We start from the raw sequence: 21,495 nt of genomic DNA on the forward strand, positions 1-21,495 counted from the left end.
CACCTTCCTGCCGTCGTGGTCGTGGCACGCGGGCGGGGCGATACCGGCACGTGTCTCATGCACGTTAGCGTGTACCCCCGACCCCGCGAGAATGTTGTTGCGCTGCACGGTTTTCGCCCGCACGTCAGGTACGGGGCCCGCAGCTACCCGACCGGCAGGGGCTGGGCGGGGTCGGCGATGCGGTCCGGATCGACCGGGGCGGCCGAGCGGATCAGCGCCTTGACGTCGTCAAGGACATCCCACACGTTGACGTTCATCCCTGCCAGAACCCGGTTCGCGCCGTCGAGCCAGAACGCGACGAACTCGCGTCCAGCAACGTCGCCGCGGAACACCACCCGCTGATATTCGGGTGCGTGTCCGACGTATTCCATACCGAGGTCGTACTGATCGGTGAAGAAATAGGGCAGCTCGTCGTACTCCGCACTTTTGCCCAGCATGCCCGCCACTGCCACTGCGGGCTGTTTGAGCGCGTTGGCCCAGTGCTCGGTGCGGATCCGCACCCCGAAGAAAGGATGCTGGGCCGCGGCGATGTCGCCGACGGCATAGATGTCGGGGTCACTGGTGCGCAGTGATGCGTCGACGAGCACGCCGCCGTCTGCCACGGCCAGTCCGGCCTGTTCGGCCAGTCCGATGTTCGGTGCGGCTCCGACGGCGATCAGCACCGCATCGGCGGCGACGGTGGAGCCGTCGCCGAGGCGTAGCCCGGTGGCGGTGCCGTCGGCTGTGGTCACCTCCTGTACCGACTGGTCCAGCCGTAGATCTACGCCGTGCGCTCGGTGTAACTGCGCGAACACCTCACCGACTTCGGTGCCCAGGGCGGCCAGCAGCGGCAGGTGGGCGGCTTCGACGACGGTGACGTTCACGTCGCGGCTTCGGGCGCCGGCGGCGACCTCCAGCCCGATCCAGCCGGCGCCGACGATGGCCAGCGTCGCCCCGGGGGCCAGTGCCGCACTCAAGGCGGCGGCGTCGTCGATCGTGCGCAGATAGTGCACTCCTGCCGCGTCCGACCCGGGGATCGGTGGCCGGCGTGAGGCGGACCCGGTGGCCAGTAGCAGTTTGTCGTAGCCGACAGTGGTGCCGTCGGGCAGTGCGAGCGTGTGGCCGGCGGGGTCGAGGGCGCTGACTTCGGTGCCCAGCCGCAGGTCGACGTTGTGGTCGCGGTACCAGGCCGCGGGATCGACGGTGAAGTCATCGAGTTTCTTCTTGCCGGCCAGGTATTCCTTGGACAGCGGCGGACGCTCGTAGGGGAGCTTGTCTTCGGCGGCGAACAACACGACATGGCCGTCAAAGTCGTTGTCCCGCAAAGCTTCAGCGGCTTTGGCGCCGGCCAGTCCACCGCCGACGATCGCGAATGTGGACGACGTGGTCATGCCAACTCAGCCTACTCGCCCGACAGCAACTGCTTCAGTTTTCGGGCGTTGCGTACCGCGTGACCACCGAGATCGTTGTTGAAGTAGACGACGACCCGGTGCTCGTGCTGGTCCCAGTCGCGGATCTGTTCGGCCCACCGGCACAGCTCGTCGTCGGAGTAACGGCCCGCGTAGATGCCGTGGTCGCCGGGGCCGTGCATGCGCAGGTAGACCAGATCGCTGGTAGCCACCGGCCGGCAGGTCAAACCGGGACCGCTCATCACCACGTAGGCGGCACCGTGCCGTTCCAGCAGACCGTATACAGGGGGCGCATCCCACGACGGGTGGCGTAGTTCCATCGCGACCTGGACGGGGCGGGGGAGTTGGGAAAGGAACGCGTCGAGCAGATCGTCATCGCGTTCGAGGGCGGGGTGCAGCTGGACCAGCAGTGCCTCGTTGTGCGGACCGAGCAGCTTCCAGTAGTCCGCGAAACGTGGTGTCCAGGACTCGGGTGAGCGCAGCCGCCGGTAGTGGGTCAATCCACGGTGCGCCTTGACCGACATGGTGAACCCGTCGGGCATCTGGTCGCGCCATCCGGTGAACGTGGTGTCAGCCGGCCAGCGGTAGAAGCTGCCGTTGAGTTCGACGGTGTCGAATTCGTCGACGTAGTGGGCCAGCCGGGATTTCGCCGGTGTGCCGCGGGGATACAGCACATCGGTCCAGTGGTCGTATGACCAACCCGAGGTGCCGATCCTGATCATGTTCCATCGCTAGGGGACGTCCGTGTACTGCAGGGTGTAGCCCTCGGCGGAGAAGGTGAAACCTCGGCCGGTCAGTTCCCGGACACAGGACACCCCGGATTGTTCCTGGACGTTGCAGCGGAAACCGGCTACTGCCAGTGCCTTCCCGAACGGCAGTACGACGGCGGCCGGCTGCGCGAAATCGGGCTGTGCCAGGTTGACGAATTGGGCGTCGTTGTCGCGGTCCAGCACAAGGGCATTCGGTGCTGCCGTACCGCCGGCCGGGTCGGGCACCTCCTCGGGTGCTCCGGACACGGCCATCGACGAGGAGCCGCCCGCGGCTTGGCAGCCGGCGCGGTCGCGGGGCAGGATGGCGCACTGCCAGCGCCCGCTCGGAGTGCTGAAGTAGTAGGCCTTGCGGCCGTTGACCTCGAAGAAGGTAGTCGGCGGCGTTTACCAGGTGTGCGGTGCTGAACACCGGGGGCGCCGTGGTGGTGCTCGCCGGCGGTGGTGGCGCGGCATCGTCGGTGTTGACGACGGTTCCCGACGCGCATCCGGCCAGTGCCGAGACGGCGGCTCCCAAGATTGCACTGCGGACGAGGCAAGCCTTCACGACGCAAGACCCTAGCCAATCGACCGGCCGGTTCGGACGGTAGCGTCGAGTTTCCGTGACACCTGATTCGCGCCGCGCCGATGGCCGGCTCACCGCGGTATTGCTCGGCGCCGGGGTGGCCGCCGGGTCGGTGATCACCACCGTATCGCTGGCCCTGGCCTTCACCCGTCCCGGCTTCGACCCGGCGCGACATGCCAATTCCCTTTTGGCTCTTGGTGATTGCGGTTGGGTTCAAACCGCGAACTTCATCGGGTGCGGATTGCTGCTGATGGCTTTCGGGGTGGGGATCTGGCGTGCGACCTCGGGCGTGCTGTCCGGCCGGTTGGCGGCGGTGTGTGTGATGCTCTACGGGTTGCTGGCCGGTGTGGTGGTCGGGCTCAACCCGACCGATCCTCGCTTCGGATTCCCGCCGGGCGCGGCGCAGGGCTATCCGGGGGCTGACGGGTTGAGCACCCCGGCCAAGATTCACGGCGCGGCCGGTGGCCTCGGTTTCCTGGCTGTCACCTGTGGATGTTTGGCGTTGGCAAGGTTTTTCGCGCAGACCGGCGACCGGGTTTGGATGGTCATGTCGGCGGTGGTCGGCATCGGGGTGTTGTCGGTGGGGGCGTACATGGGCCTCAACGCCGGTGCGCCGACCGAGGCGTTCAACTATCTACCGACGTGGGTCAGCGGCGGGGTGCTGTGGGTGTTCATCGCGGCGGTGGCGGTGCGGCTGTTGCGTTCACATCGTGACGCACACGTCGGCACCCAGTAGCAGCACCGGCCACAGCAGCGTCACCTGACCGAAGGCCACCAGATCGGCGCCGGCCGGGAATTTGGTCAGCAAGCTCGACTCGATGAGCTGCACCTGTTCGGGGTGGAAGAACGTCCAGACCAGGCCGATCACCAGGTACGGCAGGGACAACCACATCAGGGTCTCGAGCAGTTGCTCGACGCTGAGCTTGTAGCTCAAGACGCGGCGGACCCGGTCCATCAGATCAGCGCCTTGTGGGCGGCCACCCGCCGGCGCACGTCGGCGAGCAGCAGGTAACTGCCGCCTTGGCGGATGAACACCGGCAGAAAGCGGTTGCCGAACGCCACCACCAGGAACAGCCATTCGAACAGGCGCTGGCGACCGGGGCCCCAGCCGAAGCCGACGGCGTCGCGGAACACCGGGGCAAGGAAACCCGTCGTGAGGAATTTCAGCAGCGGCCGAAACGGTATGCGCAGCAGTGGGTTGATCATCCGCAGGTCCACCAGATCGTGCAGATACTTTCTGACGACGTCGTCCATCTGAACTCGGGCGCACGCGCTGTCCCAATAGGTGTCGAACTCCGCCCGCGACGCGGGCCACTGGTCGGGGCTGACTTGCAGCGTGGTGCCCAATGTCGCGGCGGATTGGTAGAACTGCTCTGCCGCGGTGTCGGTCATCTCGCCCCGCAACAGCTGGTAGACGTCCTCCAGCCCGACGAACAGGCAGGCTGCGACCCACAGCTGCAGCTCGCGGTCGAAGGCGTTGTACTGCACGGGGCTTGCGGGTCCGGACCGGACGTGGCGGTGCGCGGTGTCGACGGCGTCGCGGAAGGCCGCCCGGTCCTCGGGGTTACCGAGGATTGCCACTGCCAGATAGCTCAGGGTGGTGCGGGCGCGTTTCCATGGGTGCTTGAGCAGGTTGCCGGAATCGACGGTGCTCTCGACAACTCCGTAACCCACGCCCGGTGAGGACAGCTGCATGATCACGTTGGCGGCGCCCGCGGCGAACCCCCACAGGTCCATCGCATCGGCGATGGTGACGTCCTCGTCGGACCACCGTGAGGTGCGCCGGGTGACCGAGATCCGGTTGGCGGGAATGGAAGTCATGCGTCGGCCCTCGTCAACTCATGCACACGTTGGTGAACAGCAGGACTGGCCAGGAGACGATGGAGCCCAGGAAGGAGACCACGGCGTCGGCGCCATGCATGCCGGCCAGATGGCCGGTGTGGGTGAGCGACCAGACCAGGCCGATCAGCAGGTAGGGAACTGCGAGCAGCATGGCCGTCCCGATCCACTCGGCGATGGTCATCTGGAAGCCGAGAATCTTGCGTACTGCGGTCAACATGAAAGTGCGCCCCCGTCGTTGTCAGGCGGACTCTATGTTAATGGCGATTCTGGTTGGCGTCCCGGAAACTACTTGGGCGGCAGGCTCTTGGCGTACTCGATTCCCCGGGCGACCCACGACTGGAGCTGGCGGTTGGTCTTCACGCCGGGGCCGGCGATCCGCAGCCATCCCCGCATCTCCCGGCCACCCATCACCATCGGCTCGACGTGGGCGCGCCCGAGCAGCTTGTCGCTGTCGCCCCGGGACACCCGCACCATCAGGCCGCCTTCTCGGGTTGCCGCGACCGCCATGTTGCCGTTGATCAGGAACGCCAGCCCACCGAACATGCGCTTCTCGTCCAGACCGCTTTCGGTGGCGGTCAATTCACGGATGCGGTTGGCCAGGTCCGGGTCGAAGGCCATCGGTCAGTCGGCATCCTTCGACTCGCGATCGCCGGACTGGAGCTCGGCCTCGAAGGCGGCTTCACGAGCCAGATGCTCGGGTCGACGCCGCAGCACCAACCAGGCGATGCCGAGCACCAGGAACCATGCCGGGGTGACCAGCTCGGCCTGCAGGGTGTCTTCCTTCTGGGTGAACGCCCACAGCAGGAAGGCGAAGAACGCAAGCACCACGTAGCACATCACGACACCGCCGGGCATCTTGAACTTCGATGCCTCGTGCAGTTCCGGACGGCGCTTCCGATACACCAGGTAGCTCACCAGGATGATCGTCCAGACGAAGATGAAGCACAGCGACGAGATCGTGGTGACCAAGGTGAACGCCGCGACGATCGAGTCGCCTGCGGCGACCATGACGACCCCCGACAGCAGGAAGACCCCGGACAGGAACAACGCGTTGGCGGGTACGCGCCGGGACGTGAGCCGGCCGAACAGGCTCGGCGCGTCGCCTTCGGTGGCCAGGCCGTAAACCATCCGCGAGGTGGAATAGATGCCGGAGTTGGCCGATGACGTCGCCGAGGTCAGCACCACGAAGTTGACGACCGAGGCGGCGATTCCGAGGCCGGCGAGGCTGAACATCGCCACGAAGGGGCTGAGTTCGGGATCGATCTCGCGCCACGGGGTGACCGCGATGATGATGGTCAGCGCGGCGACGTAGAAGAGCATGACGCGCACGGGGATCGAGTTGATCGCCTTGGGCAGGTTGCGCTCGGGGTCCTTGGCCTCGGCGGCGGTGGTCCCGACCAGTTCGATGCCCACGAACGCGAAGGTGGCGATCTGGAAGCCGGCCACGAAACCCATTGGGCCGGTGGGGAAGAAGCCGCCGTCGTTCCACAGGTTGGCGAAAGATGCCTGCGCGCCGGTGGGCGCGGTGAAACTGGTGAAGATCATCACCAGTCCGATGACGATCAGCGTCACGATCGCGATGATCTTGATCAGCGCGAACCAGAACTCGGTCTCACCGAAGGCCCGCACGGTCGGCAGGTTCAGCCCGATCAGCACTACGACCGTGGCCAGTGCCGGAATCCACAGCGGCAGGTCCGGCCACCAGAAGGCGACATACCCGGCGATCACCACCACGTCGGCGACACCCGTGACGATCCAGCAGAACCAGTAGGTCCAGCCGGTGAAGAAGCCTGCCCACGGCCCGAGCAGGTCGGCCGCGAAATCGGCGAAGGACTTGTAATGCAGGTTGGACAGGAGCAGTTCGCCCATGGCCCGCATCACGAAGAAGAGCATGAAGCCGATGATCATGTAGACGAACAGCACGGAAGGCCCGGCCAGCGAGATGGTCTTGCCGGACCCCATGAACAGGCCCGTTCCGATCGCGCCGCCGATGGCGATCAACTGGATGTGCCGGTTGGCGAGCTGGCGGGAGAGATGGCGTTCGTCCGTGGCTGTATCTGACGTCACACCGTGAAGGATTGCAGGTCTGTCCGCCGCGGCTGCACCCAGCCTTCCCTTTGGTCGGCCCGGGCGGGTTGTCAGCCGAGGATGGGGAAGCGTCGCTGCGCGGCCAGCCGGTCGAGTGCGGTCTGCATGACGCCGCGGATGTGGGCGTCGACCTCGTGGACATCGGGGTCGGCGCCGAAGCGTGCGGTGATGTCGATCGGAGGCAGGACTTCGGTGACGATCTTGGTGGGGAGTGGCAGGTTGGGCGGCACGAGGACGCTGAGGCCGAAAGGGAAGCCGATGCTCACCGGCAAGATGTCCAGCCGGATGCGAGGCAGCCCGAGTCGCTCGGCCAGCCAGTTGCCCCGGGTCAGGAACAGCTGGCTTTCCTGGGCGCCGATCGACACGGTCGGCACGATCGGGACACCCGCGGTCAGCGCGGTCCGCACGTATCCGGTCCGCCCGTTGAAATCGATGGTGTTCGCCTCGGCGGTGGGTCGGTAGACGTCGTAATCGCCGCCGGGAAACACCAGCACCACAGCACCCGAATCCAGGGCCGCGGCGGCGTTCTGCCGGCTGGCGTGGATCACTCCGAGTCGCCGGAACATATCGCCGGTCGGCCCGAGCAGCACCCCGTAATGGGCCAGGGTGTAGAGCGGACGGTCGTAGCCGAAGTGGCGGTAGAACTCCGGCGCGAAGACCAGGACATCGGGCGTCAGCATTCCGCCGGAGTGATTCGAGACCACCAGCGCACCGCCGTCGTCCGGAATGTTCTCCAGGCCGCGAACCTCGGAGCGGAACCAGCACTTCGCGATCGGTCCCGCCAACGACCTCATCTGTCGGGTGACGGCGGGATCCCACTGGTCGAGCTCGCTTTCGTCCATCGCGGCCAGAATGACCAGAATGCCGACAAATAAACCGTCCGCCGTTGCGACTTCGGGAGTCGCAACGGCGGACGGTCTGTCGATGGCGAGCCCGTCGGCTGCTTATGCGGCGACCGATGCGCCCTCGCGGATCGGTTCCAGCGCCTCGGCGATGATGTCGGCGACATCGGTCATCGGTTTGACCTCCAAGGCGTCCAGCACCTCGGCCGGAACCTCATCCAGATCAGGCTCGTTGCGGTGCGGGATGAAGACCGTCTTCAGTCCGGCGCGTTGCGCCGCGAGCAGCTTCTGCTTGACGCCGCCGATCGGTAGCACCCGGCCGTTGAGCGTGACCTCACCGGTCATGCCGACGTCGCCGCGCACCTGCCGCCCGGTGGCCATCGACACCAGTGCCGTGACCATCGTGACGCCGGCCGACGGACCGTCCTTGGGCACCGCACCCGCGGGCACGTGCACGTGGATCTGGCGGTCGAGAGTCTTCGGGTCGACGCCCAACTGCTCGGCGTGGGCACGGACGTAGGACAGCGCGATCTGTGCCGACTCCTTCATCACGTCACCCAGCTGACCGGTCAGCTTCAGGCCCGGCTCTCCGTCGTTCCCGTTCGCCTCGATGTAGAGCACGTCGCCGCCCAGGCCGGTGACGGCCAGACCGGTCGCCACACCGGGCACCGCGGTGCGCTCGGTGGATTCCGGTGTGAACCGTGGACGGCCCAGGTACTCCACCAGATTCGGTTCATCAATCGTGATGGGGGAATCTGTCGAGTCCAGCTTCGTCGTCACCTTGCGCAACGCCTTGGCCAGCAACCGCTCGAATTGCCGCACGCCTGGTTCGCGGGTGTAGTCCGCGGCGATCTTGCGCAGTGCCGCATCGGTCACCGTCACCTCGGACTCGGTCAGGGCCGCCCGTTCGGCCTGCCGGGGCAGCAGGTAGTCGCGGGCGATGGCGACCTTGTCGTCCTCGGTGTAGCCGTCGAGCTGGATCAGCTCCATCCGGTCCAGCAGCGCCGACGGGATGTTCTCGATGACGTTGGCCGTCGCCAGGAACACCACGTCGGACAGGTCCAGGTCCAGCTCCAGGTAGTGGTCGCGGAACGTGTGGTTCTGCGCCGGGTCCAGCACCTCGAGCAGCGCTGCCGAGGGGTCACCCCGGTAGTCGGAGCCCACCTTGTCGATCTCGTCCAGCAGCACGACGGGATTCATCGAACCCGCCTCGCCGATGGCCCGCACGACGCGGCCCGGCAGCGCGCCGACGTAGGTACGCCGGTGGCCACGGATCTCGGCCTCGTCGCGCACACCGCCCAGCGCGACCCGCACGAACTTGCGGCCCAGCGCGCGGGCGACGGACTCACCGAGCGAGGTCTTGCCGACCCCGGGCGGGCCGGCCAGCACCATCACGGCACCCGACCCGCGGCCGCCGACGACGGCCATGCCGCGCTGGGCCCGGCGGGCCCGCACGGCCAGGTACTCGACGATGCGGTCCTTGACGTCGTCCAGCCCGTGGTGGTCGGCGTCCAGGATTTCGCGAGCACCCTTGAGATCGGTCGAGTCCTCGGTCCGCACGTTCCACGGCAGGTCCAGCACGGTGTCCAGCCAGGTCCGGATCCAGCCGCCCTCAGGGCTCTGGTCGCTGGAGCGTTCCAGCTTGCCGACCTCGCGCAGCGCGGCCTCCCGCACCTTTTCTGGAAGGTCGGCGGCCTCGACGCGGGCCCGGTAGTCGTCTGAGCCCTCGGGTTCGCCTTCGCCCAGCTCCTTGCGGATGGCCGCCAACTGCTGGCGCAGCAGGAATTCCTTCTGCTGCTTGTCCATCCCGGCCCGGACGTCCTCGGCGATCTTGTCGTTGACCTCGACCTCGGCCAGATGATCGCCGGTCCATTCCACGAGCAGGCTGAGGCGACGACTGACGTCCTCGGTCTCCAGCAGTTCGCGCTTCTGCACGTCGGTCAGGTACGAGGCGTAACCGGCCGTGTCGGCCAGGGCCGACGGGTCGGTGATCTTGTTGACCACGTCGACGATCTGCCAGGCCTCGCGCCGCTGCAGCATGGCCAGCAGCAGCTTCTTGTACTCGGCGGCCAGCGCCTTGGTGTCGTCGGTCACCGATTCGGGTTCGGCGGCTTGATCCACCTCGACCCATAGGGCCGCGCCCGGCCCGGTGGTTCCGGAACCGATGTGGGCACGGTGTTCCCCGCGGACGACGGCGGCTTCCGCACCGCCTGGCATGCGCCCGACCTGCACGATCGACGCGATCACACCGTGGGTGGGGTAGCGATCGTCCAGCCGCGGGGCGATCAGCAGCTTGCCGGATTCGCTGGCCTGGGCGGCGTCGACGGCGGCGCGGGCGGCATCGTCGAGTTCGACGGGCACCACCATTCCCGGCAGCACGATCGGCTCGCTCAAGAACAAAACGGGCACTGCGATTGGTTCAGGCATCAAACCTCCAAAGTTCAGTCTGATGCGCTCAACTCTGTCAGGCTTCGGTTTGTTCCCGGATCAACTTCCCGATCGGCAAGTCGATGCCCCACATCGCTGAGAGCGAAATGTGGCCCGGCGGAATGTTTCGGCCGGGTGATCGGTCGTAGGGAACATGAGCAAAGTTGTGCAGTTCGACGAATACGGCGGCATAGACGTACTGCAGGTGCGCGATGTGCCGCGGCCCGCTCCGGCCGCGGGCGAGGTACTCGTGAAGGTGCGCGCAGCCGGCATCAACCCCGGTGAGGCCATGATCCGGCGGGGCGCGTTGCACGATCGGTTCCCGGCCACGTTCCCCTCCGGGCAGGGCAGTGACCTCGCCGGCGTGGTGGCCGAACTCGGGTCCGGGGTGGCGCAGTTCCAGGTCGGCGACGAGGTCCTCGGCTTCACCGACTCGCGCGCCAGCCATGCCGAGTATGTGGCGGTGCCGGCCACCCAGTTGGCGCGCAAACCGGCGGGCCTGTCCTGGGAAGTGGCCGGATCGCTTTATGTCGCGGGCGCCACCGCCTATGCGGCCGTGCGCGCGGTGCGGCTGCGGCCCGGGGACACCGTCGCGGTCGCGGGGGCCGCGGGTGGTGTCGGAAGCATCGCGGTGCAACTGGCCAGGCGGGCGGGTGCGACGGTGCTCGGCATCGCCGGGCCCGGGAACGACGACTGGCTGACCGGGTTCGGCGTGATACCGGTGAACTACGGTGACGGTCTGGCCACCCGGCTGCGCGCCGCATCGCCGTCGGGCCGCGTGGACGCGTTCCTCGATTTCTTCGGCGGCGGATACGTGAAGCTGGCCGTTGAAGACTTGGGGGTGGCTGCCGAACGCGTCGACACCATCATCGATTTCGGTGCGATCGAGCAGTACGGCGTCCAGAGTGCCGGGAATGCCGAGGGGGCCGACATCGCGGTCATCGCCGAACTGGCAGACCTCGCCGCCACCGGCGAACTCGAGGTACCGATCGCCGGGGTGTTCGCCCTCGACGACGTCCAAGCCGCCTACACCGAGCTGGAAAAGCGCCATACCAGAGGGAAATTGGTGCTTGTTCCCTGACCGCGTCTCGGCCGCGACGTAGCATCCAATCATGAACAGGGGATATGTCGTGACGTTCGCGGTCGGTGTGATCGTGGCGCTGTTCGGGCTGATCTGGGCGCTGCAGGGTTTCGGTGTGTTGCAGGGCAGCCCGATGAGCAACACCACCACGTGGTCGGTCATCGGGCCGATCACTGCGGTGATCGGTGTCGTGATCTCCGTGCTCAGTTGGCGCAAGCTCAAGGGCTAGGCGACGCTGAAGTTCACCGAATGCCAACCGGTCGCGCCGTCGGGCACGGTGGGGGCTTGGTCTGAGGTCTGGACCGCGCCGGTGTTGTCGGTGGCGCGCACGGTGAGCGTGTGCCGGCCCGGGCCGGTCGCCTGCCAGGGCACGCTCCACAACCGCCACGTCTGGTTGGAGTACGCGTCCCCGAGTTCGGCGGATAGCCATGGGCCGTCGTCGATTCGGACTTCCACGCCGCGGACTCCGCGATTCTGCGCCCACGCCACGCCGCCGAAGGTGGTCGGTCCGACCGGCAGAGTCTGACCGTTGCGCGGCACGTCGATTCGCGACTCGGTCTTGATCGGTCCGCGCGGGGCCCAGCCTTGTCTGGTCCAGTACGCCTCGGCCCGGTCGAAGCGGGTCAGTTCCAGGTCCGTGACCCATTTGGTGGCCGACACGTAGCCGTAGAGTCCGGCCACCACCAGACGGGCGGGATAACCGTGTGCGACCGGTAGCGGTTGTCCGTTGAGCCCGATGGCCAACAGCGCGTCGTCGCCGGTGAGGAGAGCGTCCGCCGGGGTGCCCACGGTGAACCCGTCCACCGAGGTGGACAGCACCATGTCGGCGTCGGGATGCACGCCGGCGGCCCGTAGCAGATCGGCCACCCGGTAGCCCGTCCACGTTCCCGTCGAGATCAGGTCGCCGCCAACGGGATTGGATACACAGGTCAGTGTGATGGCCTTCTCGACCACCTCGAAGCGGGTCAGATCGTCGAAACTGTAGGTGACCTCCCGATCGACCATGCCGTGGATGCGTAATCGCCATTCGTCGCGGCTCACCTGCGGCACGACAAGTGCGGTATCGACGCGGTAGAAGTCACCGGCGTCGGTGATGAAGCTCGGCAGGGCAACGCCTTTGGGCTGCACACCGGGCGGTATCGGCGGAGCGGGGACGCGTGGGCGGGGGATGGCCAAGGTATCGCGTTCTGCTGCCACCGAACTGGTCAACCGGGCGACCACGATACCGAACAGCCCGCTCGCCACGCCGAATCCGAGTATGCCGGCGGTGGCCAACCATGCCCGTCTGGTGGTGTCGACACGTTCGGCATCATCGTCGGGGGCGGTCCACAGGCGCACGAGCAGTCGCAGCACCGCCACCCCTGCCGCGGTGCCCACCACCGTCGGCACGATGCCGGGCAGAGTGGCTCCCGGCCGCGAGAGCACCGCCGCGCAGCCGAGCAGACCCGCGGCGACGAAGATCGCGCTGCCGATCGGGCGGTGCCGGGTCTCGTATGTCGCGGCCAGAGCGGCGATCACGGCGATCACCACCAGTACCGCGACACCCAGGAAGAGTTTGTCCAGACCGCCGAGTGCTTGAATCACGAACTCTTTGACCGGACCCGGCGTCAGGTCGACTACCGCTGCCCCCACCGCGTTGCGCGGCTCGGCTTGCGGGGGGAACGGAACGGCCACGGCCTGAGCCACCCCGAGTGACACCGCGGCGGCGGCAATTCCGCCGAGCATCCGCACATTGGGTGACGCACTCGCCGAGGACCGGGCCATCGGTACAAACCTACCCCGCACACGAGCAGGGAGCCTGCCGTTGGGGTTGACGACAGGCTCCCTGGGTGGATGGTGTCTAGGTGGCGGACTGCGCGCCCAACACCCGCTGGATGTCGGGCTTCATCTGCTGCAGCTGCTGTCCCCAGTAGCCCCAGGCGTGGGTGCCGTTGGCCGGGAAGTTGAACACGCCGTTGGTGCCGCCGGCGGCGATGTAGTTGTCCCGGAAGGTGACGTTGGTCCGCAGGGTCAGCCCTTCGAGGAACTGGGCTGCCATCAGGTTGCCGCCGTTGGTGCCTGCGTCGAGGTCCGACGGGGTCCCGGTGCCGCAGTAGATCCAGATGCGGGTGTTGTTGGCGACCAGCTGGTTGATGTTGACCATCGGGTCGTTGCGCTTCCATGCCGGGTCGGTCGACGGCCCCCACATGCTCTCGGCGTTGTAGCCGCCGGCGTCGTTCATCGCCAGCCCGATCAGCATCGGCCACCAGCCCTCGGACGGGTTCAGGAAGCCCGAAAGCGTTCCGGCGTAGATGAATTGCTGCGGGTGGTGGATCGCGTAGGTCAACGCGGCGCTGCCGGCCATCGAGATGCCGACGACGGCGTTGCCGGTCTGGGACACGCCGCGGTTGGCGGCCAGCCAGGTGGGCAGCTCGCTGGTCAGGAAGGTCTCCCACTTGTAGGTGTAGTCCTGACCGTTGCCCTTCGAGGGCTGGTACCAGTCGGTGTAGAAGCTGGACTGTCCGCCGACCGGCATGACCACGGACAGGCCCGAGCCGTTGTACCACTCGAAGGCCGGGGTGTTGATGTCCCAGCCGTTGTAGTCGTCCTGGGCGCGCAGGCCGTCGAGCAGGTAGACCGCGTGCGGTCCGCCGCCCTGGAACTGGACCCGGATGTTGCGGTTCATCGACGGCGAGAACACGTCGAGGTATTCGACGGGCAGACCCGGACGGGAGAATGCGCCAGCGGTCGCCGAACCTCCTGCGAGACCGATCAGCGCGGGCAGGGTGGCGGCTGCCATTGCCCCCGCCGCCAGTCGGCGCGTCCACGCTCCGCGAATCTTGTTGAGGAACTTCATAACGGCAACCAACCGTCCTTTCTGCACGTGTCTCAAGCAGTTTGCCGCTTGCCTCGGTAGTGAATCACGCGCCTCATGAGTCACACGCGTAACAACACCGCAGCCGCAGATCGCGGTTTACTAACGGTTGGAACTCGGCGCCGAGACCGTTTTGCCCGAGGCTCAGCGGCCGACAGCCAGGAGCGCCTGCTTGACGTTGGCGCGTCGCTGCTCGATCGCCCGGCCGATGTCCTGCAGCAGTACCGGCTTTCGCGACACCAGATCTTCGATGCAGTCGCGGTCGAACTGCGCGAACGGTCACCTCGGTCAGCGCGTACGCGGTCGTGGTGACCGGTTCGCGGGTCAGGGCCGTCTGACCGAGGAAGTCACCCTTCTCCACCGTGAGGACCGGGACGGAGCTGTCGTCCGTGCCGGCCACCGCGAGCTGCACCGTTCCGGCGACGATGAAGGTCATCACCTTGGGCACCTGGCCGACCACCTGGATGACCTCGCCCGCTCCGTACCGGGCCAGACGGGTATGAGCCAACAGGTCGGTCTGGTCCTCCGGGCTCAGCCGCAGTGTCGGTGCGATCAGGCGCAGCGTCTGCTCGACCCGTTCGGTGGTCGCGAACTCGTCCTCGGCCTCGTCGAGATGCAGACCGGCACGCCGCGCGGCATACCACGTCCAGCGCAGGAACGTGGATCTGGCGGCGAAGTCGTCGGCGGGGGAATGCAGCGGGATCTGGGTCTTGTACTGCAACGAGCCGGCCGCCACGGTCGACACCGTGCCGTCCCGGCGTACCTGAGGCAGTCGCCGAGCCACTTCGTCGAGCACGAGGCAGACCTCGTCGGGTGCGTCGTCGACGGCGAACACCGTCGTCACGGTGATCGTATGCGCCCCGGGCGGTCGGCTCAGGTTGGCAAACGATGCTCCGGCCAGCACAGAGTTCGGGATCACCTGCAGGCCGCTGCCGGTGTCGATATGCGTTGCGCGCCAGTTGACCTCCACGACTCGGCCGCGCGCCGACGGCGCATCGACCCAGTCGCCGAGTTGGAACGGCTGCTCGAAGAGCACCAGGAGCCCTGAGATGATCTGGCCGACCGAGTTCTGCAGGGCCAGGCCCAGCACGATCGAGGAGACGCCGAGGGCCGTGAAGAGCCCGCCGATGTTGGCGCCCCAGATGTAGGCGAAGATCAGGCCGACGCCGATGGCGATCAGCGCGAAGCGGGCCACGTCGAGGAAGATCGACGGAATCCGCTTGCGCCAGCTGCCTTCCGGGGCGCCCTGGAACACGGTTGCGTTGAGTCCGGACAGCAGCAGGACCAGGACGACGAATCCGAACACCGTCGCCACGATCCGTACCGGTGTGGCTTCGCCGGAGATCTGCATGGCCTGGATCAGCAGGATCAGCAGCGCGCCCAGCGGCAGGATGTAGGTGCGCACCAGATGGACCGGACCGGCCAGGAAGCTGCCGCGCCGGCGCAGTGTGCTGTGCAGTTCGGTGAGCAGTACCAGGCAGACCGGGAAACCGATCGCCACTCCGATCGCCCAGTAGAACCAGGGAGCGTCGAGCACAGCGCTCATCGCCGGTCCTGTAGTTGCCAGATCGGCTCTTCGGCGCCGTCGACCACAACGGTGCCGGCCGGTTCGAGGTCACGGGTATCGCCCATCACGTCGTAAACCCGCTCGGTGACGTACACGCCGGGCTGCGGCGATCCTCGCTGAACCCGGTAGGCGAGGTTGACCGCCGACCCCCACATGTCGTAGGCCAGGTTCGACCGCCCGACCAGGCCGCTACTGACCGCTCCGGTGTCGATTCCCGCGCGCAGCTGAAGATCGGTCCCGGCCTCGTTGTTGAACCGTTCGATGATGCGCTGCATCTCGAGCGCGAAGTCGACCGTACGGCGGACATTGTCGAGCCGCGGCACGCTCAGCCCGGAGCTGGCCCAGTATCCGTTGCGCAGGGTGCGTACGCGCTCCACCCCGAGATCGTCGGCGGCAGCGTCGAATTGGTGCACCAGGCGGTTGACGATGGCCAGCGCTTCCTCCGAAGGCATCTCGGACGTCAGCTCATCCAACCCGACGGTGTCGGCGAACAGGACCGTCACGTTGTGGTGGTCCTGCGCGATGGTCTCCTCACCGTCCCGGTAGCGCTGCACCACAGATTCCGGCATGAGGGTGCGCAGCAGCCGGTCGTTCTCGCGACGTTGCTCGGCGAGCAGATCCTCCTTGATCGCCAGGTTGCGGCTCATGTCGTTGAAGGCCGTTGTCAGATCACCGAACTCGTCCCTGGACTGCACCGGAAGCGTGATGTCGTAGTCGCCCGCTCCGATCTGCTGAGCACCGGCTTCGAGCCGGCGCAGCGGCCGGACGAACAACCGGGCCAGGAACATCGCGGCCAGACAGACGATGAAGGTGATGACCACGGTCGAGAGCACCAGCGTCCGGGTGAACGTCGCCACCGGCGCGAACGCCTCGGCCGTGTCGATCTTGGCGATGACCGACCAGTTCAGCCCGTGCAGGTCGACCGGCGCGTAGGCCTGCAGCGTGTCGTTACCCAGGTAGTCGTCCTCGATCACGGTGCCGCTCTGGCCGCGTGAGGCCAACCGGGTGGCTGTCGTCTCCACCGGCTGGACCAACGTGGTCCCGTGTTGGGCCAGTGATTTCGCGGCCACCGCCGGCGGTGTCCCGGCATCGATCACATCCCGCTCGAACTTCTCGGGGTTCTCCAGGAACAACCGCGAATCCGACCGCATCAAACCATCGGGGCCGACCACGAAGGTCTCGCCCGTCGCGCCCATTCCGGCGGCTTCCCATTGCTGGTCGGCCGTCATGAGGCGGTTGATCTTGGAGATCGGGAACTGCAGCGCCAGTACCCCTTCGACCCGGCCGACCGGACCGACCGGGGCCATCATCCAGGCCGTGGGCTCGTCGGCCGGCTGGTAGTCACCGAAGTCGGTGACCCCGACGTAGTCGACGGTGTTGGAGGCCAGGGTCTTCTCGTAGGCGTCGCGCAGCAGGCTCTGCCGGTAGGGGCCGGTGACGATGTTGGTGCCGAGATCGATGCCCTTGTAGGCGGTGTAGACGACGTTGCCGACGGTGTCGAGCAACAGCGCATCCTCGAACTGGAAACGTTCGACGATCTCACGGAAGTAGTCGTTGAATCTGGCATTCGCCGCCGACCATGCGCTGCCGTCCCTGGCGTCGTCGACCCGGATCGCCTTCTCGGGGTCGGCGAGCGGTGCGGTGTAGTTGGCCTGCAGGTATTTCTGGGCGTTGGACGTGGGCAACAGCCGCGACACGTCCACCGTGTCACCGGTCTGTCGCTGTTCGACCGGCTTGAACTGGGTGTTGTAGTAGTCGACGATCGACTGCCACTGTTGCGGGGTGGTGGTCGAGTTGGTCAGCTGACCGAAGCCGGCGGAGAACGCCTCCACGGCCTCGACGGTCGTCGTACCCCGGGTGTAGACGATCAGCGAATCCTCGAGGTCGGCGAACTTGGATTCCAGCTGGCGGGTTTGCGACTCCCGGACTTCGGTCAGCCGGTCGAACACCGACTGACGAAGCGATGATCGCCCGGACTGGTATCCGATGGCGCCGACGACGGCCGCCGACAAAATGCTGGTGACCAGCAGCATGACCAGCAGCTTGGACTGGATGCTGATCCGCGACAGCACGCGCCGGTGCGTTCTTCTGGGCGGTGCGACGCGCTCGGCGCCGGCAGTTGTAGTCATTGAATCCCGAAGATTAGCTTGTCACGATGTATTGCGTGAGATTGCGCAACAAACTCCTCCCATGAGTGACCCGTTCGACTTACAGAGATTCGTGGACGCCCAGGCCGGCGTGTACGCCGAGGTGTGCACCGAGTTGCGGGACGGCCGCAAGCGCAGCCACTGGATCTGGTTCATCTTTCCGCAGCTGCGCGGGTTGGGTCACAGTGCGACGGCCGTGCACTACGGCATCGCCTCCGCGGCAGAGGCGCGTGCCTATCTGGCCCACCCGACGCTGGGGCCGAGGCTGGCCGAATGCGCCCGGCTGCTGATGGGGGTCGACGGGCGCACCGCCGAGCAGATCTTCGGTTGGCCGGACGTGCTGAAGGTGCGTTCCAGCATGACGTTGTTCGCCGAGGTCGCGACGGACCCGGCCGGATTCCGGGCCGTGCTGGACAAGTTCTATGACGGGACCGGAGATCCTCGTACTCTCGAGATGCTCAGTGCGGCTGGATGATCAGCCATCCGTGCGGCGGTACCTCGGTGTGGCTGATCTCCTCGTGGGGCGGAGCGCCCGAACCCGCGATCACCCGGCCCGATCCCATCCCGTGACCGGGCAACGCCAGCCGCAGCGGCGCGTCGTCGATGTTGAGGGCCACGAGCAGGGATTCGGATCCGGCGCTGGTCCGGTAGACGTACTGCGTGTTGGTCAGCGACAGGGGTGAGGTGGTGGCGCTGTGCAGCCACGGATGCCTACGGCGCAGCCCGATCAGATACTGATGGAGCCGCAGTGCATCGGAATCTCCTGGTGGGGCGGTGAATTCGGGCCGTACCGCATCATCGCCGCCGCGGCGCTCCTCTTTGACGCCCCGGTAGCCGGACTCGTCGCCGGCGTAGATGCTCGGGGTACCACCGGTGGTCAACAGCAGCACCAGTGCGTGCTCGAGGTGCGCGGAATTCTGTAGCTGGCTGGCGATCCGGGTGACGTCGTGGTTACCCACGAAGGTCAGCGGCACGAATGATTCGAGAAAGTCGTTGTGCCGCTTGAGCGCCCAGTCCAGTTCGTGGAAGTTGCCGTCGTTGAGGCTGCTCCAGATCGCCTTCCACAGTTCGTACTGGGTGACCGAGTCGAAGGTCGCGGCGCGCACCGTGGCCGAGTAGTCGCCGTGGATCACCTCACCCACGAACCAGGCGTCGGGAAAGTCCCGACGCACCGAAGGCAACACCTGTGCCCAGAACCGGTCGGGCACCGCGTACGCGGCGTCGAGGCGCCAGCCGTCGGCGCCCCGGCTCAACCAGTGCCGCAGCACGGCGGCGGTGTAGTCGACCACCGCGGGCTCGTCGTGGTTGAGCGCGATCAGCTCACCGTGGCCTTCGAAGGTGTCAAAACCGTTGCCGCGGCGCCGAAACCATGAGGCGTCGCCGTCGCGGTAGGGGGCGAAATCGGTGCCCACGTGGTTGAACACGCCGTCGAGCAGGATCCGCAGCCCACGCCGGCGGGCCTCGGCCACCAGATGGTCGAAGTCGTCGTCGTCGCCCAGGCGGGGGTCGATGCGGAAGTGGTCGGTGGTGTCGTAACCGTGGGTACGGGAGGCGAAGACCGGGCCCAGCGCGATGCCGGACGCACCGAGCTGCACGGCGTGGTCGAGCCAGCCGACGATCCGGCGCAACCGGTGTTCACCGGCGCTCGGAGGCGGGTCGGCCGGAAACGCCCCGACGAAGCCCAGTGGATAGATCTGCCACCAGACGGCGTGCGCGACCCAGGCCGGCTCAGGCACGAAACTTCGCCGCGTACAGGTCTTTCATGGTCTCGGCGAGTTCCCGCGCCGGGCCGTCCACGTCGAGACCGGGGGCCACGGTGGTGATCGGCAACGGAGCCACCGGAGCGGGCGGCACACCCCAGTCCGACATCCACCCGCTGAGCTGATCCGACGAGGTGGCGTAGACGATCCGGCCGAGGCCGACCCAGGCGTGCGCGGCCGAGCACATCGGGCAGTGTTCGCCGGAGGTGTAGACCGTGGCATGGGCCCGGTCCGCGGGGCTCAGATGCTCGACGGCCCAGCGGGCGATCGCGAATTCGGGATGCTGGGTGGCGTCGCCGTCCTTGACCCGGTTGCGGTCGGTGAACACGGTGGCGCCGGTGTGGTCGACCAGCATCGACCCGAACGGCTCGTCCCCGGCCTCAAGAGCTTCGCGGGCCAACTCGACACATTTGCGCAGCTGATCGAGATCGTTGTCGGTGAGGGCCACGGTGGCGAGTTTACGCCCGTGCCGATCGCGCGGCCGTCAGTCGCAACACGGTTTCGCCGCATCGAGACGGCAGGCGCACGAGGCGCTGACGGTGACGTCCGCGCGGGCCTGGGCCAATTCGAGTTGCGCTCCGATGATCACGGCCTCGGCGTCGCGGCCCAGCCGGCGCAGGCATTCGTGGTACCCGTGCAGACTCCACACGTTGTTCGGATGCTGGCTGGAGCGGCTCAGCGTCGGGTCCAGGCCCAGGTCCGCTGCGTACACCTGGGCGGCCTCCTCGACCCGGCCCTGTTCGAGCAGCAGCGCGCCCAAAGCATGTCGGGTCGGCTGCATCCACCCCCAGGGTTCGTCGTAGGGCAGGGCGTCATCGAGCTCGACGGCCCGGCGCAAGCAGGCGAATGCCGCATCGTAATCGCCTTCCCGGTAGGCGATCTCGCCCTTGAGCATCTGCTCGGCGATGGCCAGGATGTCCAGGCTCGTGTTGTTGAACAGGTAGCGGGTATCCGGGATCCGCCGGTAGGCCGTGAGGAATTCGTCGAGCTCGGCGCGGGCCTGTGGGACCCGACCGGTGGCCGCATAGGCGACGCCGCGACCATAGTGGATCGTCGCGGTCGTGGTGCAGTACAGCTCGGGATCGGCGGGCAGCGGTTCGGCGATCAGCTCCTCCCAGCGCCCGAACCGCACCAGTACGTGCACCCGCAGCGGTACGAAGGCCTCCAGCCAGTCCGCCATCGGTGGCGAGGAGATCGAGAGCAGCTCAGCGGTCAATTGGTCGGCCAGTTCCTCGGCGGCGTCCAGAGCGGTCTGCGAACTGCCTTCGAACATGGCCGAATACACCACGAAATGCAGGTCGTGCGCGCGGTAGAGCGAATAGAAATTCAGCGCCCCCTCGCGGGCGAGGAACTTTCTGTCGGCTTGTACCGCAGCGAGATTCGCGGTCACCGAATTGCGGTAGTCGCCGCACAGCACGTCGATGTGGCTGGCCATGTGCTGTAGGTGGCCGGCATCGGGCACCAGCCCGCGCAACAGGTCGGCGGCGGGCAGGGCGGCCTGCGGCGTCGTCGACATCTCCATCGCGTGGATGTAGAGGTGCAGCACTCCGGGGTGGCGCCGTCCGGCGGGGGAGGCCAGCGCCGCGTCGAGGATCTGTTTGGCCTCCACCACCCGTGAGCCGGGGGCGGGCTCGCCGGTGCGGCCGTCCCACAGCGCCCAGGCGGTCACGTTGAGCAGCGCGTCGGCGGCCAGTGTCTGCACGTCGATGTCGTCGGGGTGGGCGGTGGCCAGCGCGGTCATGGCGTCGGCGTAGGCGGCGTGTCCGGCGGTCAGCGCACCGGCGTCTTCGGGGTCATCGGTCGGAAATCGCTTGCGCAGGGCGCCGATCAGGCTGCGTTCCAGCGATGACGCCCGACCCGTGGCGGCACGCTCGAGTTCGGTGCGGGCCCGGGTCAGCGACGTGCTGAGATCGACGGGGTCGAATGCCTCCCAGGCCTTGTTGTAATTGGGACCGACCGCGTAGGCGATACCCCAGCGGGCGAGCGCGAATTCAGGGTCGAGCTGCAGCGCCCGCTCGAAGCATCGGACGGCCTCCTCGTGGTTGAAGGCGTAGCACCAGATCATGCCGCGGTCGAACCAGACCTGCGCCGGCGGCGAGGGCGAATCCGTCGGCCGGTGGTAGCTGCCGAGCCGGTAATAGGGTTCGGTCTGGGCAGGATCCGTCAC

Annotated in this window: 21 protein-coding genes and 1 pseudogene; 5 read left to right on the forward strand and 17 right to left on the reverse strand. The window is 67.1% G+C overall.

The annotated features are described in order from the left end of the window. Positions 1 to 143 precede the first annotated feature (143 nt). From K6L26_RS15515 to K6L26_RS31975, 3 genes are read right to left on the reverse strand one after another with little or no spacing between them, the layout of a single operon-like run. A complete protein-coding gene (locus K6L26_RS15515) occupies positions 144 to 1,370 on the reverse strand; it encodes an NAD(P)/FAD-dependent oxidoreductase (protein WP_221850682.1) in 1,227 nt (408 codons plus the stop codon). A gap of 11 nt (positions 1,371 to 1,381) precedes the next feature. Then, positions 1,382 to 2,110, reverse strand: a complete 729-nt coding sequence (locus K6L26_RS15520) for a DUF72 domain-containing protein (RefSeq protein ID WP_221850683.1) — start codon at positions 2,108 to 2,110, stop codon at positions 1,382 to 1,384. Positions 2,111 to 2,119: 9 nt separating this feature from the next. Beyond that, positions 2,120 to 2,410: a hypothetical protein gene (locus tag K6L26_RS31975; protein WP_342394398.1), complete on the reverse strand. Its 291-nt coding sequence runs from the start codon at positions 2,408 to 2,410 to the stop codon at positions 2,120 to 2,122. 146 nt (positions 2,411 to 2,556) lie between these two features. On the opposite strand from K6L26_RS31975, the gene K6L26_RS31690 reads away from it, so the two are divergent. Further along, the gene (locus K6L26_RS31690) at positions 2,557 to 2,745 is read left to right on the forward strand and encodes a hypothetical protein (RefSeq protein ID WP_245008787.1); all 189 of its coding nucleotides are present in this window, start codon (positions 2,557 to 2,559) and stop codon (positions 2,743 to 2,745) included. A gap of 12 nt (positions 2,746 to 2,757) precedes the next feature. Further along, complete coding sequence (locus K6L26_RS15530) at positions 2,758 to 3,456, forward strand: DUF998 domain-containing protein (RefSeq protein WP_221850685.1); 699 nt, start codon at positions 2,758 to 2,760, stop codon at positions 3,454 to 3,456. Here the strand turns inward: K6L26_RS15530 and K6L26_RS15535 are convergent. From K6L26_RS15535 to lon, 7 genes are all read right to left on the reverse strand, one after another. Continuing rightward, positions 3,424 to 3,675 carry a hypothetical protein gene (locus tag K6L26_RS15535; RefSeq protein WP_019347663.1) on the reverse strand — a complete coding sequence of 84 codons (252 nt, stop codon included), beginning with the start codon at positions 3,673 to 3,675 and terminating at the stop codon, positions 3,424 to 3,426. The genes K6L26_RS15530 and K6L26_RS15535 overlap by 33 nt on opposite strands. Further along, positions 3,675 to 4,541: an oxygenase MpaB family protein gene (locus K6L26_RS15540; RefSeq protein ID WP_221850687.1), complete on the reverse strand. Its 867-nt coding sequence runs from the start codon at positions 4,539 to 4,541 to the stop codon at positions 3,675 to 3,677. The genes K6L26_RS15535 and K6L26_RS15540 overlap by 1 nt, the downstream gene beginning before the upstream one ends. A gap of 13 nt (positions 4,542 to 4,554) precedes the next feature. Continuing rightward, positions 4,555 to 4,779 carry a hypothetical protein gene (locus tag K6L26_RS15545; RefSeq protein ID WP_221850688.1) on the reverse strand — a complete coding sequence of 75 codons (225 nt, stop codon included), beginning with the start codon at positions 4,777 to 4,779 and terminating at the stop codon, positions 4,555 to 4,557. A 68-nt stretch (positions 4,780 to 4,847) separates the two neighbouring features. Beyond that, positions 4,848 to 5,180 carry a TfoX/Sxy family protein gene (locus K6L26_RS15550; RefSeq protein WP_085141600.1) on the reverse strand — a complete coding sequence of 111 codons (333 nt, stop codon included), beginning with the start codon at positions 5,178 to 5,180 and terminating at the stop codon, positions 4,848 to 4,850. A 3-nt stretch (positions 5,181 to 5,183) separates the two neighbouring features. Continuing rightward, complete coding sequence (gene cycA / locus K6L26_RS15555; RefSeq protein ID WP_036387186.1) at positions 5,184 to 6,629, reverse strand: D-serine/D-alanine/glycine transporter; 1,446 nt, start codon at positions 6,627 to 6,629, stop codon at positions 5,184 to 5,186. 71 nt (positions 6,630 to 6,700) lie between these two features. Next, positions 6,701 to 7,492 carry a lysophospholipid acyltransferase family protein gene (locus K6L26_RS15560; protein WP_221850689.1) on the reverse strand — a complete coding sequence of 264 codons (792 nt, stop codon included), beginning with the start codon at positions 7,490 to 7,492 and terminating at the stop codon, positions 6,701 to 6,703. Between the two features lie 102 nt (positions 7,493 to 7,594). Then, on the reverse strand, positions 7,595 to 9,919 hold the full coding sequence (lon, locus tag K6L26_RS15565; protein ID WP_064897240.1) for an endopeptidase La: 2,325 nt from the start codon (positions 9,917 to 9,919) through the stop codon (positions 7,595 to 7,597). Between the two features lie 154 nt (positions 9,920 to 10,073). On the opposite strand from lon, the gene K6L26_RS15570 reads away from it, so the two are divergent. Beyond that, the gene (locus K6L26_RS15570) at positions 10,074 to 11,000 is read left to right on the forward strand and encodes an NADP-dependent oxidoreductase (RefSeq protein WP_019347656.1); all 927 of its coding nucleotides are present in this window, start codon (positions 10,074 to 10,076) and stop codon (positions 10,998 to 11,000) included. A gap of 31 nt (positions 11,001 to 11,031) precedes the next feature. Continuing rightward, positions 11,032 to 11,229: a hypothetical protein gene (locus K6L26_RS15575; protein ID WP_019347655.1), complete on the forward strand. Its 198-nt coding sequence runs from the start codon at positions 11,032 to 11,034 to the stop codon at positions 11,227 to 11,229. Here K6L26_RS15575 and K6L26_RS15580 read toward each other — a convergent pair. The 4 genes and pseudogenes from K6L26_RS15580 to K6L26_RS15595 all read right to left on the reverse strand — a co-directional run bounded on the left by K6L26_RS15580 (position 11,226) and on the right by K6L26_RS15595 (position 17,550). Beyond that, positions 11,226 to 12,764 (reverse strand): molybdopterin-dependent oxidoreductase, encoded by a 1,539-nt coding sequence (locus K6L26_RS15580; RefSeq protein WP_245008600.1) that lies wholly within the window; start codon positions 12,762 to 12,764, stop codon positions 11,226 to 11,228. The genes K6L26_RS15575 and K6L26_RS15580 overlap by 4 nt on opposite strands. Before the next feature lie 76 nt (positions 12,765 to 12,840). After that, positions 12,841 to 13,836 carry an esterase family protein gene (locus K6L26_RS15585; protein WP_047038399.1) on the reverse strand — a complete coding sequence of 332 codons (996 nt, stop codon included), beginning with the start codon at positions 13,834 to 13,836 and terminating at the stop codon, positions 12,841 to 12,843. 162 nt (positions 13,837 to 13,998) lie between these two features. Then, positions 13,999 to 15,400 (reverse strand): annotated as a pseudogene (locus tag K6L26_RS15590) (mechanosensitive ion channel family protein). Next, a complete protein-coding gene (locus tag K6L26_RS15595) occupies positions 15,397 to 17,550 on the reverse strand; it encodes an adenylate/guanylate cyclase domain-containing protein (RefSeq protein ID WP_221850691.1) in 2,154 nt (717 codons plus the stop codon). Before K6L26_RS15595 ends, K6L26_RS15590 begins: the two are co-directional and overlap by 4 nt. A 61-nt stretch (positions 17,551 to 17,611) precedes the next feature. On the opposite strand from K6L26_RS15595, the gene K6L26_RS15600 reads away from it, so the two are divergent. Then, on the forward strand, positions 17,612 to 18,043 hold the full coding sequence (locus K6L26_RS15600; RefSeq protein ID WP_076213966.1) for a DUF1810 domain-containing protein: 432 nt from the start codon (positions 17,612 to 17,614) through the stop codon (positions 18,041 to 18,043). Here K6L26_RS15600 and K6L26_RS15605 read toward each other — a convergent pair. Genes K6L26_RS15605 through K6L26_RS15615 form a run of 3 tightly spaced genes read right to left on the reverse strand, consistent with a single transcriptional unit; the run spans position 18,027 to position 21,393 of the window. After that, positions 18,027 to 19,304, reverse strand: a complete 1,278-nt coding sequence (locus K6L26_RS15605; RefSeq protein ID WP_221850693.1) for an alpha-amylase family glycosyl hydrolase — start codon at positions 19,302 to 19,304, stop codon at positions 18,027 to 18,029. The two genes, K6L26_RS15600 and K6L26_RS15605, sit on opposite strands and share 17 nt — an antisense overlap. Beyond that, on the reverse strand, positions 19,297 to 19,776 hold the full coding sequence (locus K6L26_RS15610; RefSeq protein ID WP_221850694.1) for a nucleoside deaminase: 480 nt from the start codon (positions 19,774 to 19,776) through the stop codon (positions 19,297 to 19,299). Before K6L26_RS15610 ends, K6L26_RS15605 begins: the two co-directional genes overlap by 8 nt. A gap of 36 nt (positions 19,777 to 19,812) precedes the next feature. Then, positions 19,813 to 21,393 carry a tetratricopeptide repeat protein gene (locus tag K6L26_RS15615; protein WP_245008754.1) on the reverse strand — a complete coding sequence of 527 codons (1,581 nt, stop codon included), beginning with the start codon at positions 21,391 to 21,393 and terminating at the stop codon, positions 19,813 to 19,815. Between the last annotated feature and the right edge of the window lie 102 nt (positions 21,394 to 21,495).

This window comes from Mycobacterium farcinogenes (assembly GCF_019739075.1).
Classification (GTDB): Bacteria; Actinomycetota; Actinomycetes; order Mycobacteriales; family Mycobacteriaceae; genus Mycobacterium; species Mycobacterium senegalense.